Source organism: Emticicia sp. MM (genome assembly GCF_001649495.1).
In genome coordinates, this window is sequence record NZ_LXHX01000005.1 from 53,113 (window position 1) to 67,702 (window position 14,590).

Consider the following 14,590-nt stretch of genomic DNA (forward strand, 5'->3'; position numbering starts at 1 on the left):
TATTCAAACCTTAACCATGAAAAAAGTTTTTTTTATTGTATGTTATTTTGCTTTGTCTGCAATCTTCGCTCAAGCTCAAGTTACTGACGACTCACTCTTAGTGGAAGGGCATTACCGAACATTTCATTTTCTCAAACCTGCTAAAGAAGGTGCTTCCTTAGTATTTGTCATGCATGGCTCGGGGGGAACTGGCATGCAAATGAGGGCAGCCGCAAAGAAATTAGAAAAAATTGCCCCAATAGAAAATATACTATTAGTTTATCCAGATGGATATAAGAAATTTTGGAATGAGTGTAGAAAAACGGCTAATTCTGCTGCCAATTTAGAGAATATCAATGAAAATGATTTTTTCGGAGGAATGATAAACTATTTTAAAGAACGTTATCAAATTAATGAAAAGCAAGTTTTTGCCGTAGGTACATCAGGTGGCGGACACATGGCGTATAAATTAGCCTTAACAATGCCCGAAAAATTTAGAGCTGTTACTGCTTTAATTGCCAATTTGCCCGATACCAATAATATTGATTGTGCAGAAAAACGAATGGCTATACCCGTAATGATTGTAAATGGAACGGCCGATAAAACAAACCCTTATGAGGGTGGTGAGGTGATAATTGGGAATAATATTAGCCTTGGAATTGTGCGTTCTACTGACCGAACATTCGCTTATTGGTCAAATTTAGCGGGTTATAAAGGTGCTCCAAAAAAAGAAATTTTACCAGATACAGACCCTAAAGATGGTAAAACTATTGAAAAATATACTTTCAAGAAAAAACGCAAACCTGAAGTAACTTTATTAAAAGTAATCAATGGAAAGCATGATTATCCAAATGATATTGATGTGCACGTTGAAGCTTGGGGGTTTTTCAAAAGAGCAATGAAATGATTCTTTAAGTAAGGATATATTTTGATTTACCACTAAAAAAATCCGTTCATCATAATTTGTGCAGTTCTGAAAATTTATTTGAGGTGTTAACGTTGTTAACTAAACTAATTTTTAGTTAATTTAGAATAAGTAATTCAGCTTAATGATTGAAGCCTTCTTTAGATTTTCAATATTTACTATTAAGATTAATTGCACATTATCCATTTTAAAATACCTGTTTGTGATATGAAAAAGCCAAATTTGTTTTCCATAGCATTTTTGAGCGTGAGTTTGTTGACAATCTTTATCTCGGCAACACCTCTCAATGATGACCCACCCAGTAAAAATGAAACAATTTTGAGATACGTTGGGGCTATGCTCGAACAAGGACATTATAGCCCTAAAAAAATTGATGATAATTTTTCAAAGGAAATCTTCAATGAGTATCTAAAACGTTTAGACCCAAGTAAGCGTATTTTATTAGAGAAAGATATTTCAAAACTAAAAAAGTTTGAAACAACCATTGACGACGAAATTCATGGTTCGCCGCTGACTTTCTTTGCTGCTTCTGACGAAATCTACAAAATTAGAATTGCTGAGGCTGAAGAAATCTATAAACAAAATATCGAAAAACCATTTGACTTTACAAAAGATGAAGCCATAGAGTTTGATGCAGATAAAGTAGATTTTCCATCGAATGATTCAGAACGAAAAGAACGTTGGAGAAAGTACCTTAAATGGCAAACACTCGACCGCTATTTGGAAGCACAAGAGCAGCAAGAGAAAAATAAAGATAAAAAGGATTTTGTGGTGAAATCTGACCAAGAGTTAGAAAAAGAAGCTCGTGCGAAGGTGAAAAAAGCCATGGATAAATACTTCGACCGTTTACGCAATAAATTTGACGAAAATCAACGCTTTGCGATGTTGGTTACAACAATTACCAACGAAATGGACCCTCATACCGATTTCTTTGCTCCAGTAGAAAAACGTTCTTTCGATGAGCGTTTGAGTGGTCGTTTCTTTGGTATTGGAGCACTTTTACAACAAGAAGATGACAAAATAAAAATTAGAAGTGTTACGACAGGTGGCCCTGCTTGGAAATCGGGTGAAATTCAAGCGAATGATTTTATTGTGAAAGTTGCTCAAGCCACTGGCGAAGCTGAAGATGTTACTGGTTATACTACCGATGATGCTGTGAAGCTAATTAGAGGTGCTGAAGGAACAGAGGTGAAAATTACTGTACAGAAGCCCGATGGAACTCTAAAAACTGTTTCATTGATTCGTGCGGAATTGAAATTAGACGAAACCTTCGCTCGTAGTGTAATTATTAATAGCGGAAAGCATAAAATTGGGTTAATTGATTTACCAGCTTTTTATGCCGATTTCCAACGCCCTCAAGCAGCTCGTTGTTCACAAGATGTTGCCAAAGAAGTAACACGCCTCAAGGCAGAAGGAGTAGATGGAATCATTCTCGATATTAGAGATAATGGTGGTGGTAGCTTACAAGAAGTGGTAAATATGGTGGGTTTATTCATTAAAACTGGGCCAGTTGTACAAATTCGTGACCGTTCTGGACGCCCATCACAAATGGGTGATAGTGACCCTTCTGTACTTTATGATGGTCCTTTAGTAGTAATGGTGAATGAGAGAAGTGCTTCTGCATCAGAGATTTTCGCTTCGGCTATTCAAGATTATAAGCGTGGTGTAGTTGTTGGTTCGACTTCTACCTTTGGTAAAGGTACAGTACAGCGAGCTTTCCCGGTAGGTGGCAATATAAGTGGAAGTGGTGCGGGCGATTTAGGCTCGGTTCACCTGACTCTCCAAAAATACTACCGAGTAGATGGTGGTGCGACGCAGTTGAAAGGAGTTGAATCGGATATAGTTTTACCAGGCTTATATGAAGCTTATAAAATTCGTGAAAAAGATAGTCCGAATGCTCTTGTATGGGACGAAATGCCTAAAGCAAATTACCAATCTTGGACTTACGCCCCAGATTTAGCTGCTTTGAAACAAAAAAATGCCGAGCGTCTTTCTACCAACGATGTTTTCAATCAAATCAAAGAAAATACTAATATTTTGGCCGATAACCGCAGGACTTCCCGCTCTTTAGAAATTCAAAAGTATAAAGCTCAGCAGAAAGAAGTCAGAGATATTTCTACAAAAGTGCGTAATCTCACGCAGTTGAAAGATGATTTGGCTGTAGCGAATTTAGCGAGTGATTTGGCAGTAATTAATACTGATTCATTGAAAAAAGACCGCAATGATTTTTGGATTAAATATTTGAAAAAAGATGTCTATTTGGGCGAAACAGTAAATGTGATGAATGATGTTATCGAACAAAAAGGCATGGCAATGAAGAATTAATCAAAGGTTTAATTCATGAAATAATAAAAATCCCTCGTAAATTGAGTTTTACGAGGGATTTTTATTATTCAAAATACGTCAGAAGTTATCTATATAACTTCTAGATAATCGACCATAAACTATCTTTTAAAAGTTTTAAACCAGCTCCAGATTTTCATGAGAATTACTCCAAAAATGGCTTCTCTGAAAATTTTGGTTGACATCTTCGAAACACCTTTAGTGCGGTCAGTAAAGATAATCGGTACTTCGGTGATATTAAACTTATAGAGAAAAGCATTAAACTTCATCTCAATCTGAAAGGCATAGCCAATGAAGGTAATTTTATCGAGTGGAATGGTTTGCAAAACTTCTCTTTTATAACAAATAAATCCACCCGTAGGGTCCATGATTTCCATGCCTGTAATCAGGCGTACATATACTCCCGCAAAATAAGACATCAGTACGCGGCCAATGGGCCAGTTTACTACGTTTACACCTTTGATGTAGCGAGAACCAATGGCTACATCAAAGTTTTCTATTTTACAGGCATTGAAGAGACGCACCAAATCTTCTGGATTGTGCGAGAAGTCGGCGTCCATTTCATAAATATACTGATACTTATTTTCTAATGCCCACTTAAATCCATGAATATAGGCGGTGCCCAAACCTAATTTTCCGCTGCGTTCGATGAGATGAAGGGTACCCACGAATTCGGCTTGAAGTTCTTTTACTTTCATTCCAGTACCATCAGGAGAGCCATCATCAATTATCAACACATCAAAGAATTCACTGAGGCTAAATACTTTACGAATAATGGCCTCTATATTTTCGATTTCGTTGTAGGTCGGTATTATTACAATATTTTCTTTCAAAATAAATTAAATAGGTTTATTTTATCTGATGAGTTTTAGCTTGGATAAGATGTATATGTCAATAAGCCAATTTTTTCTTTTTCTTCAATTCTTCAATGTTTTTAATTACCTGCTCATAAAGCTTAGTCATTTGTTCGGGGTTGGTTACATAATAATTATAACTTGCTCTATAACGGGCGGTATCGGTTTTATATTTCGCCATAATTTGTTGCTCATAAAATTTATAAACAACCTTGGTCGAATCATAGGCTTGAAACGATAACCTACTTACGCGTGCTTCGGTAATATGAATTTCGGCTAATATTTTGGCCATAGTAGCTTCGTCAATGGCATCTTTGGGCTTACTTGGCTGATTATTACAGCCCAATAATATCAAAATAGTGCCTAAAAGTAAGAATATTTTTTTTGTCAGCATTTTCGGTTTATCTTCGTTTTCGAAATAACGAATTTTTCTCAAAAGAATTTCTTCCAACAAATTACGGAAAAATCTGAGAAAGTCCATAAGTTAAATTTTCTTAATTGACGTTTTTATAGCTAAAAATAAGCATTAGTGTTGAAAAAATGGTAGAAAGCATCATTTCAAAACTGAATAAGTATGAGATTAAAATCCGAAAAGCCGTGAATGGGCACATGCACGGAAACTATCGCTCGGTTTTTAAAGGCTCTGGCTTGGAGTTTAGCGATTTGCGTACTTATCAATATGGTGATGATGTTCGGACGATTGATTGGATTACCACTGCCAAAGGCGATGGTGCGTACGTGAAGATTTTCAAAGAGGAAAAAGAACAAACCGTGTTTTTCATGCTCGATGTGAGTAGTTCACAAGAGGTGGGAAACAGTGGGCGATTAAAAATAGATACTGCCAAAGAAATTTGTGGAGTATTGGCACTTTCGGCTATTAAAGAGGCTGGTCATGTGGGTTTGTATTGTTTTTCAGACCAAAAAGAGCTTTATTTCAAGCCAACAAATGGCATGAAGCATGGCTATGAGCTGATATTAAGCTTGTTTAAAATGAAGCCAATTTCGCAGAAAACCAATATTCCTGCGGCCATTGGTTTTGCCTTAAATATGCTCCGTAGAAAAAGTGTAGTGATTATGATTTCAGATTTTTTGGATAAAGACTATGAGCATAATCTTAAAGCTTTAGCCCGAAAACATGATTTAGTAGTGGTGCATGTCTATGACCAAAGAGAAATAAAACTACCAAGCCTCGGAATTATTCCGGTATTAGATAAAGAGTCAAAACGTACGGTTTGGTTAAATACTTCTTCTCCTTCTTTTAAGCGAGAAATGCGGGAAGTCTTTGAAGATAATCAAAAGCGTTTGGAGACGCTTTGTAAACAACACAATGCTAATTATGTGGCAATCGATTCGAGGGAAGATTATGTGCCCAAACTTATTCAATTATTTAGGGTAAGAAAATAGCCACTCAGAAAGTTCGATAATTAATCAATGTCAATTAAAAATCTCTATAAAAATCAGTTAATTTTTGCTAAGATTATCAGCTATTTGCTAATAGTTGGCTTGTTTTTTAGTGAAATCTGTTATGCTCAAAAACCAGTCGGGAAATTCCAGACTGATAGTATTGAGCTCGGACGCCCCATTGATTATACATTAAGTTTTCATCATAATCCTGCCGCAGAAGTTTTCTTTCCTGATACAACCTATAATTTTTATCCTTTTGAGATAATCCGACGAAATATCTTTCAAACCTCTACCACCAATGGTGTGAGTGTTGATAGTGTGGTTTATACCTTGGTAACCTTTGATATTACCAAAACCCAAAAGTTGAGTTTACCCGTTTATTTACTTACTAAGCGAGATTGTACGGCGGTTTTTTCGCAGCCAGACTCGGTTTTTTTAAAAGAAATGATAAAAACGGGTGTTGATTCACTGCAAGTAAAACCGCAAACAAATCTGATGGCTCTTTCACAGCAAGTGAATTATCCGCAAATTTTTACTTACTTATTGGGGATTTTGGGACTGGTCTTGTTGATTTATGCTTTATTTGGTAGGTATATTCGCAAACAGTATAAGTTATTTTTATTTAGTCGCCGACATAAGGATTTTCAGGCTAACTATAAAAAACTTAGCCGAGCTACTTTGGATGATGTAACCATTGGAAAGGCATTAGTTTTATGGAAAACTCACTTAGAATGGCTTGAAAAACGCCCTTATACTTCTTATACAACCAAAGAAATTATTTTGCGTTTGCCGAGTGAGCGTTTAGAAGAAGCTCTTAAAGAGGTAGATAGTGCCATTTATGGTGGAATTTTATCCACACAAATGCCTTTTGCCATGAATGTTTTGCTCGAAAAAGCTACTGAACTTTACAAAAAACGTAGAGAAGAACTTGCTACAAGTTTATAATTCTAAAAAGTTTTTGAAGGTTTTATCAATCTAATTAAACCATGGCTCAATTAATCGAAATTATATTATCAGATACCACGCTCAATGAACAAGCATGCCTTGATTTTGTTAAAACTGATGATTCGGGTGGCATTGTAACTTTTGTAGGTACGGTAAGAAATCAGACCAAAGGAAAACGTGTATTGAGGCTCGATTTTGAAGCGTATGAACCAATGGCTATTTCAGAAATGCGAAAAATTGCGGAGCAAGCCGTTGAAAAGTTTTCTTTAAAAAAAATCGCTATTTATCATCGAGTAGGTAGCTTAGGCATAGGAGAAGTTCCTGTGGTTATTGCTGCCGCTGCTGCTCATCGTGGAGCTGCATTTGATGCTTGCGAATATGCTATTGACACACTCAAAGAAACGGTGCCTATTTGGAAAAAAGAAATTTTTGAAGATGGTGAAGTATGGGTTTCTGCTACGCCATAATTATCTAAGTAGGGTAATTTTACCAATAATCTCATTTTTCTCATTCCCTTGACTCTTGGTTATAAGTCGATAAGGATAAGTTCCTGATAGATAATTTTCTCCATTCCAAGTGTCTTTGATACTCGTAAAGGTGGTAATTAGTTTACCTTTTTGGTCATAGATACTAAAACTGATAAGCTTTTCATCGTCACCAAAAATCGAAAAAGTATCATTGATACCATCATTATTTGGTGAAAAAGCTAATGGTATAAAAATAAAAATACTTGATAGACAAGGTTTAAGCGTATTTTTAAGACAAATCTTATTCGAAATGAAAGCAGTTTCGTTGGAAGTGAATTTTATTTGATAGCAATTTTCTTGGTTACATTTAATTGTTGTATCTGAATAGCTCAACTCTCCATAGGGCAATTGAATACTTTCATTTTTTAGTACCATAAAATCTTTAATCACTGCTGGTTTAGCTTCTTGCCAGCGTAAATCATTGGAGTTTTCGGTAGGAGTCACCTCAAAATCAATATCACAAATTTCCTTCGATATGTTGTTTGGGAAACAATTATTTTCGAGTTTAATAGAATAGCACACGTTTTTTGCCGAATTCTTGAAAGTAATTGTCTGAGTACCTAATTCTCCAGATTTGGCCGTTATGAGTGAATTATTCCCCAAAACTTTCACATCTTCCCCCGATACATTATTGAACGTAAGGCTGTAACTTTCAGGGCTAGTTTTTTCGAGTAAATTTATTTGTGGTTGAGTACTCTTCGGGAATATAATATCTACTACGCTTTGTTTAGTACAAAACTCAACTTCATAGTGAGCCTCAACACTTACTTTTCTATCATTGGTATTAGTGTAAGTGTGTGAGATAACCGTAGTAGGTAGTTTTATCTTTTCAACTGGATTTCCATCGCCCCAATTAATCAAGCAATAGTCATAAGGAAGTGTACCTGGCTTTTTATTATCAATGATTTCGAGACTAACTTTTTTATCACAAATTTTAGGTCTAAGAATAAGCTTGTTCGTGTCAAGTACTGTTACCACTCCACATACACGGAGTTCTTTACCATCTTCTTTCCGATAAGTAATTTGCATTAATTTATAAGCACCGGGGGCAGAATATGTAAAAGTAGGTACTTCAGTGGGGCTTATTGGCGGGCCGCCTTTATAATCATAGATAAACTTATGTCCAGTAGCAACACTATCATTTTTACTGATTTCTACAGTAAATGGCACACAACCAATCATTATCTTAGCATTAAGCGACCCCGAACCAATATTTGGTCCATAGCATTGGTCGTTGTTTTGAGCCAAGCTTTTAATGGATAGTAAGATTACCCAAACTATATATAAATATTTTCGTTTCATTCTGCCTAAATGGGCAAAGATAGGTTAGTTTAAATAGGTTAAAATAAAAATTTGTTGTTATAAATTTTTGAACCGCAGATAGCACAGATTTCCTAATGCTAATTTTTGTAAATTTTATTGCATTTTTAGCGAAAATTAGTTTAATCTGCGTGCCATCATTTTTAATTACGAAGGTATTTTATATTTCTGATAATAAATACGCTAAACAAGCACAATAAATAACTATTCTTTGGTCAAATGGTTTTTTACTTGCTTAAATTCTTCTGGTGTATTGGCATTAGTAAGAAATGTGGAATCAGGCAAGTGAATAGTAGTGATGGAATTATTTAGAAGAAAGTTTTTGGGGCTTTGGGCTCCCGTTTGTGTGTAAGCAATTAGCAGTGGATAAGCCTGTGGTTCGTAAATTGTAAAGAGTGGATCAGGTGCATTAGTCGCTGGGTTGAAGAAAGCGGTTGCTATCTTATTAGGATTCCTATGGTTAATAAGTAATTCAAAGGATTTTTGATTGAGAAAAGGCATATCACAGGCCATCACGAGCCATGCTGTTTGTGAATCCTTTTCGAAGGCCGATAGTATTCCTCCCATGGGCCCTAACTGGTATTCATCGATGATGGTATTTTGAGAAAAAACTTGTTCGACTCGGCAAGAATAATATACTTCGCTACAATATTTTTTGGCTAGTTCTAATAGATATTCTCGTTGAGGTTTGCCATGATATTCAAGCAAACCTTTATCGGTTCCCATACGAGAGCTTCTTCCACCAATGAGTATGAGCCCTTTCAATTTTCTTCTAATTTAAAATCTTTTTTGCCGCCAGTTTTTTCAATCAAACGTGTTTCTTTGATAATAATATTGTGAGAAAACGCCTTACACATATCATAAATGGTCAATGCCGCCACACTCGCTCCCGTTAAAGCTTCCATTTCTATGCCTGTTTTACCCGTTAGAGAGGCTGTACATTCAATAACCACCTCTTTTTTTTCATTGACAGAAATATGAATTTGACAGTTTTCAAGGCCAAGAGGGTGGCAAAGTGGAATTAAATCGCCAGTTTTTTTTGCTGCCATCACACCTGCAATGATTGCGGTTTGAAATACTGGGCCTTTTTTTGTATGAATTTCTTCGTTGGTAAGCCTTTCTAAAATGGCATCATCTAAAACTACTATGCTTCGAGCCTTGGCTGTTCGGCGGGTAATAGCTTTTTCGCCTACGTCAACCATCGAAGGATTTCCCGCCGCATCTATATGTGTAAAGTTTGACATTTATTTATATTTATAATGGATGTTGAAGGTATATAAAATTTAAGGTTAATAATCTAATAATTACAAATAACTCTCCAATCTTGTTCTGTATAAACTGAATTTATTCAGTGAATGAAGATATAAGGTTTTACACGCCCACACGCTCAACGATTCCTAATTCTGTAAATCTAATTTCTTCGTTTTCAATCATTTTTCTGATTACTTCTTTTACAAAATCTTTATTATTAAAAAACTGATAATCAACAATTTGATTGACTGGTGCTGGAATAATATCTAAAATTTTTTGTCGATATTTTGCGTAAACTTCTATCGGAACAGGCCCTTCTTGCTTTTTTTGCTTCAAACAATTATCACAGATACCACAAGTGTAGTTCGTAAATTCATTGAAATACTCTTGTAACATTTGTTGTCGGCATCGACGCCTATCTTCTACAAAACGCACCACCGCAGCTACTTTTTCTAAATCTCTTTGTTTACGACGTTGAATTTCTGTCACATTGATAGCTAAGTGCTTCGCATCTTGTCGAGCAGTAAGAAAGGTTAGTTGTGGAATAGTCTTTTGTTTCTGATAAGTGATAATACCTACCTGATGCAAATAGTCCAACATTTTTTCGATTTCGGCGGCACTTCCAAAGAAATATTTTCCGATGGTAGCTTCAGAAATGCTCACATAGCTTGCAAACAAATCACCGCCATAAATGCGAAGCAATGTTTTAATAAACTTATCGTAACTAGGTGTTTTTATCTGAAATTTATATAATTCGTGGTTATCAACCGTAAATGATATTTTCGATGGACTAAAGTAGGCATCGCTCAATTGAATGAGCCCTTCATCTTGTAAAACTTTAAGCTCATTATGTGTTTCATGAGCGGGCAATCCGAAAGTGCTGACAAAATCTTGGAAATCAAAATCGTAGCTTTCGAAGTTTTCACCGCCAACTGCCAGACGGAAATAGTTTGCCAAAGCCTGATACACCCTTTTTATGTTTTCAATGGGTGGATATTTTTGTTCTACCTGTTTAGCAACGTCATCTAAATCGCCTCTTGTATAAAGTAATACCGCAAAAGCTTTTTTACCGTCTCTTCCGCCACGGCCCGCTTCTTGATAATAGGCCTCAAGCGTTTCGGGTAGGTCGAGATGAATTACTACTCGAACATCTGGTTTGTCAATGCCCATACCAAAAGCATTAGTTGCCACTATCACCCGTGTTTGATTACTTATCCAAGCTTCTTGTTTTTTGAAGCGTTCGGGTGTTGAGAGCCCTGCGTGGTAATAATCAGTACTTATTCGATTTCTATTGAGCCAGTCAGAAATTTCTTTTGTACGACGCCTACTACGTACGTAAACGATGGCTGTTCCTTGTACTTTTTGTAGAATTTCAAAGAGTTTTTTCTCCTTACTTTCTTCACAAAAGACTGAATAAGAGATATTTGGTCGGGCAAAACTTTGTTGAAAAACTTGTGGATTTTTAAGGGATAGTTTTTCAATGATGTCTTGTTGAGCCTCTTTAGTTGCAGTAGCTGTGAGTGCAATGGTTGGTGCGTTACCCGTAAACTTTCTGAATTCTGGAATCTTTAGGTAGGGTGGGCGGAAGTCATACCCCCACTGTGAAATACAATGAGCCTCATCAATCACAAGTAGGCATACTTTCATGAGTTTCGTTCGAACCTGCATGATTTCGGTCAGCAATCGTTCGGGCGAAACATACAAGAATTTAAAATCGCCATAAACAAAATTATCAAGAGTATAGTCGATTTCGTTTCGGTGCATACCCGAATAAATGGCAGCGGCTTTTACACCTCGTTTACGTAGCTGCTCTACTTGGTCTTTCATGAGTGCCACCAAAGGTGTGATGACAATACAAACACCCTCCATGGCCAAGGCAGGTACTTGAAAGCAAATAGATTTTCCCCCGCCAGTAGGCATCAAGGCAAGTGTATCTTTCTTCGCTAAAACAGAATTGATAATATCTTCTTGTAAAGGTCGGAAAGTATCGTATTGCCAGTATTCTTTTAATATTTCTAATGGGGTCTGCATCGCTAAATACAAAAACTTCGTCTTTGACTACAAAGATAAAAGTGTAGTAAGTTGAAGTGTGTGAAATTTTTGATTTTCTTAATTACTACAAGCCGACACAATCAATGATTTCATCGTTATTTACATATAATCACTCAACAAAAGTATTAGAAATTACGTTAGAATTGATATATTGTAAAATATTTAAAGAGCAACCCTATTACCTTGGTTTACGTATATTTAAGAGAGCCTGACAAATCAGAAGATTAACGTTTAAAATTATGAGAAAAATTTACCTATCTGTCTTACTATTATTAATGGTAATGTCAGTTTTTGCCCAAACAAAGGCTAAACCACGCCACAATGATATAAGTCCATCAAACCCTGATAAAATTGAATTTATGAAGGGTAAAATGATTGTTTGCCCTGGTATTTTTGAAGATGCCAACACTTTTGTGCCAATGGCTAAAGAAGTAGAAGAAGCTCTTAAAGGTCAGAAAGCTCGTGGAGCCGCTGCTGCTAAAACTACATTTATCGTAACATATAATGGTTTTTCTCCTGCTGCACAAAGAGCATTTCAAGCGGCGGTAGATATTTGGGCAAATTTAATTAGTTCTCCTGTTCCTATTCGAATTACGGCTACTTGGAGGGCTATTGATAGTGGAAATACTGGGGGGACAATCTTAGGGCAGGCTTCTCCAGCTGATTTTACTCGAAACTTTCCTGGTCAACAACGTTACAATACTTGGTATCCGATTGCCTTGGCGGAAAAAATAGCTGGGCAGGAACTTAACTCAATAAATGACCCAGATATTACAGCAGAATTTAATAGTTCTGCACCATGGTATTTAGGAACAGCGGCTCCGGGTGCGAATCAGTTTGACTTCACTTCGGTTGTTTTACACGAACTATGTCATGGACTTGGTTTTACCGCCTCTCTTCGTGTGAATAGTACGAATGGACAATGGGGCTTCGGTACGGGTTCTCCTTTTGTGTATGACCATTTTGTAGAGAACGGTACTGCACAGTTGCTGATTAATACTGCCAATTTCGCTAATCCGTCAGTTCCTTTAAAAGACCAAATGACAAGCGACAACTTGTTTTATAATAGTCCTACTGCAACAAATTCAAATAATGGAGTAAAAGCGAAAATCTATGCTCCAAATACTTACCAAGCAGGTTCAAGTATTTCACACGTAAATGACGCAACGTATCCATCAGGTAATCCAAACTCATTGATGACTGCCTCTGCAAGTTTGCGTGAGATTATCAGAGACCCAGGCCCGATTGTCAAAGGTATTTTTGCCGATATGGGTTGGAAAGGCACCTCACTTTTGCATACAAGAGTAAAAAATATTGAGAATACAGTTAGTAAGGTAACAATCAAGGCTACAATTACGAGTGATACGACTTTAGTGGCTGGCTCGGCAAAGGTATTTTATACAGAAAATGATACCTTAATGACTAATGCAAAGCCATTGAATTTAGTAAGGATTGGCAATACAAACGACTACTCTGTGGATGTACCAATTACGAAAACACCTTCAATTATTAGATACTATTTAGTGGTTGAAGATGATTATAAGCGTAAAAATACAGCACCTGCTGAAGCTCCGACAAAAGGATATTATGGTTTTAGTGTAGGTAATGCTGACGTAACCGCACCTTTTGTAACGACAAACCCGCCAACAGTGGTGCCAACCAATGGCTTAGTAGATATTTTTGCTAATATTGAAGATAACTTCGAGCATGGTATTGATACTGTTTATGTTGAGTACAAACTCAATGGTGTTGACCAAAAACCTTTTGGTGTAAAGAAATATAATCCACTCACTGATGATAAAGCTTATTCACAAGGACGTAATGATGCTTTTTCTTATTTAGCAAAAACACCTTTTGGTTCATTGAAGCAAAATGACCGTGTACTTTATAGAATTGTAGCAATAGATAAGTCGAAAAATAAGAATAAGACGGTGCTTCCAGCTTACTTAAATACTCCGGGTACGAATGTAGTACCAACACCCGATTATTATGAGTTTATCGTAAGTGATTTAAAAACCCAAACACCAGTAACAGTTTATTCGAATACTTTTGATACCGCCAACGACGACATTGCTGGTATTGGAGGTTGGGGTATTGCACAGCCAACAGGTTTTACGAATGGTGCTTTACATTCTGCTCACCCTTATAAAAATGGAGGAAACGAAGACTTACAGTCAAATACGATTGCATTATTGAGAATCCCAATCCAATTAAAACAAGATGTAGATTCGGCAACAATAACTTTCGATGAAGTAGCTTTGGTTGAGCCAGGAGAATCAGGTTCTACATTCGGTGATTCTAATTTTTATGATTACGTAGTGGTTGAAGGGTCGTATGATGGTGGTGCATCATGGATACCATTCGAAGATGGATATGATGCTTCGAGAGATGCTAGCTGGGAAAAAGCTTTCAATAGTGCTGGAGTTAATGGTACATTTATAGGAGCCGATGGCAAGTCTTATCAGTCTTCAGATTCGAGAGGAACGGCAACTTCAGCTTTATTTAAAACTCATACGATTAAAATGCTTTCATCGGGTGATTTTGCCGCTGGAGATGTAGTTTTAATTCGTTTTAGACTATTTGCTGATGAATTAACTTATGGATGGGGCTGGGTTATTGATAACCTGAAAGTTCAAGTACCACCACCACCACCAGTTTTAGCAACCGAACAAAGTGCTGAACGAGTACTGACACTTACGCCAAATCCGAGTCCAGATGAAATCTTGATTTCAACAAATTTGGCAAAACCAGGCCGTGTTAAAATGGAAGTGCTTAGTTCGAAGGGGGTAAAAGTCATGGAAAGAGAGTTTTTACCTGAAGTAAACACTTTCAATCAGAAAATTGATTTGAGAGACCTCACCGTGGGTACATATATGGTTAGATTATATACTGAAAACGGAGTTGTTGTAAAACGCTTTGTAGTAAATAAATAATCAATCAATCGCTTCATTTAGCCGTAGAAGTTTGTTTTGAGCTTCTACGGCTTTTTG

At 36.5% G+C, this 14,590-nt stretch carries 12 protein-coding genes; 6 read left to right on the top strand and 6 right to left on the bottom strand.

What is annotated here, in order from left to right; translation table 11 throughout:
- The first annotated feature begins 16 nt into the window (after window positions 1-16).
- Together A6M55_RS00675 and A6M55_RS00680 are read left to right on the top strand one after the other, a co-directional pair.
- Window positions 17-886, top strand: coding sequence for a PHB depolymerase family esterase (locus A6M55_RS00675; protein WP_064196145.1), 870 nt, complete (start codon window positions 17-19; stop codon window positions 884-886).
- A 225-nt stretch (window positions 887-1,111) separates the two neighbouring features.
- On the top strand, window positions 1,112-3,229 hold the full coding sequence (locus A6M55_RS00680) for a carboxy terminal-processing peptidase (protein WP_015029138.1): 2,118 nt from the start codon (window positions 1,112-1,114) through the stop codon (window positions 3,227-3,229).
- 119 nt (window positions 3,230-3,348) lie between these two features.
- Here A6M55_RS00680 and A6M55_RS00685 read toward each other — a convergent pair whose 3' ends face one another.
- Window positions 3,349-4,080, bottom strand: a complete 732-nt coding sequence (locus A6M55_RS00685; protein WP_015029139.1) for a polyprenol monophosphomannose synthase — start codon at window positions 4,078-4,080, stop codon at window positions 3,349-3,351.
- Window positions 4,081-4,138: 58 nt separating this feature from the next.
- Window positions 4,139-4,582 (bottom strand): DUF4296 domain-containing protein, encoded by a 444-nt coding sequence (locus tag A6M55_RS00690; RefSeq protein ID WP_015029140.1) that lies wholly within the window; start codon window positions 4,580-4,582, stop codon window positions 4,139-4,141.
- 59 nt (window positions 4,583-4,641) lie between these two features.
- Here A6M55_RS00690 and A6M55_RS00695 point away from each other — a divergent pair, with 59 nt between their 5' ends.
- From A6M55_RS00695 to A6M55_RS00705, 3 genes are read left to right on the top strand one after another with little or no spacing between them, the layout of a single operon-like run.
- Window positions 4,642-5,505, top strand: a complete 864-nt coding sequence (locus A6M55_RS00695; protein WP_015029141.1) for a DUF58 domain-containing protein — start codon at window positions 4,642-4,644, stop codon at window positions 5,503-5,505.
- Window positions 5,506-5,532: 27 nt separating this feature from the next.
- Window positions 5,533-6,450, top strand: a complete 918-nt coding sequence (locus A6M55_RS00700) for a hypothetical protein (RefSeq protein WP_082892881.1) — start codon at window positions 5,533-5,535, stop codon at window positions 6,448-6,450.
- A 41-nt stretch (window positions 6,451-6,491) separates the two neighbouring features.
- Complete coding sequence (locus tag A6M55_RS00705; RefSeq protein WP_015029143.1) at window positions 6,492-6,917, top strand: molybdenum cofactor biosynthesis protein MoaE; 426 nt, start codon at window positions 6,492-6,494, stop codon at window positions 6,915-6,917.
- Here the strand turns inward: A6M55_RS00705 and A6M55_RS00710 are convergent, their stop codons facing one another.
- From A6M55_RS00710 to A6M55_RS00725, 4 genes are all read right to left on the bottom strand, one after another.
- Entirely contained in the window at window positions 6,918-8,279 is a 1,362-nt protein-coding gene (locus A6M55_RS00710) for a gliding motility-associated C-terminal domain-containing protein (RefSeq protein ID WP_064196129.1), read from the bottom strand.
- Between the two features lie 222 nt (window positions 8,280-8,501).
- Window positions 8,502-9,062 (bottom strand): NTP transferase domain-containing protein, encoded by a 561-nt coding sequence (locus tag A6M55_RS00715; RefSeq protein ID WP_082892882.1) that lies wholly within the window; start codon window positions 9,060-9,062, stop codon window positions 8,502-8,504.
- Window positions 9,059-9,541: a cyclic pyranopterin monophosphate synthase MoaC gene (moaC, locus tag A6M55_RS00720; protein WP_015029146.1), complete on the bottom strand. Its 483-nt coding sequence runs from the start codon at window positions 9,539-9,541 to the stop codon at window positions 9,059-9,061. Before moaC ends, A6M55_RS00715 begins: the two co-directional genes overlap by 4 nt.
- 127 nt (window positions 9,542-9,668) lie before the next feature.
- Complete coding sequence (locus A6M55_RS00725) at window positions 9,669-11,579, bottom strand: ATP-dependent DNA helicase RecQ (RefSeq protein ID WP_064196131.1); 1,911 nt, start codon at window positions 11,577-11,579, stop codon at window positions 9,669-9,671.
- A 260-nt stretch (window positions 11,580-11,839) separates the two neighbouring features.
- Between A6M55_RS00725 and A6M55_RS00730 the strand changes: the two genes are divergently transcribed.
- Window positions 11,840-14,533 (top strand): T9SS type A sorting domain-containing protein, encoded by a 2,694-nt coding sequence (locus A6M55_RS00730; RefSeq protein WP_082892883.1) that lies wholly within the window; start codon window positions 11,840-11,842, stop codon window positions 14,531-14,533.
- Window positions 14,534-14,590 lie beyond the last annotated feature (57 nt).

Bases quoted from the DNA above. Each gene is read 5' to 3' on its own strand.
- A6M55_RS00690 (WP_015029140.1), bottom strand. From the start codon at position 4,582: ATGGACTTTCTCAGATTTTTCCGTAATTTGTTGGAAGAAATTCTTTTG.
- moaC (WP_015029146.1), bottom strand. From the start codon at position 9,541: ATGTCAAACTTTACACATATAGATGCGGCGGGAAATCCTTCGATGGTT.
- A6M55_RS00680 (WP_015029138.1), top strand. From the start codon at position 1,112: ATGAAAAAGCCAAATTTGTTTTCCATAGCATTTTTGAGCGTGAGTTTG.
- A6M55_RS00675 (WP_064196145.1), top strand. From the start codon at position 17: ATGAAAAAAGTTTTTTTTATTGTATGTTATTTTGCTTTGTCTGCAATC.
- A6M55_RS00725 (WP_064196131.1), bottom strand. From the start codon at position 11,579: ATGCAGACCCCATTAGAAATATTAAAAGAATACTGGCAATACGATACT.
- A6M55_RS00695 (WP_015029141.1), top strand. From the start codon at position 4,642: ATGGTAGAAAGCATCATTTCAAAACTGAATAAGTATGAGATTAAAATC.
- A6M55_RS00705 (WP_015029143.1), top strand. From the start codon at position 6,492: ATGGCTCAATTAATCGAAATTATATTATCAGATACCACGCTCAATGAA.
- A6M55_RS00700 (WP_082892881.1), top strand. From the start codon at position 5,533: ATGTCAATTAAAAATCTCTATAAAAATCAGTTAATTTTTGCTAAGATT.
- A6M55_RS00730 (WP_082892883.1), top strand. From the start codon at position 11,840: ATGAGAAAAATTTACCTATCTGTCTTACTATTATTAATGGTAATGTCA.
- A6M55_RS00710 (WP_064196129.1), bottom strand. From the start codon at position 8,279: ATGAAACGAAAATATTTATATATAGTTTGGGTAATCTTACTATCCATT.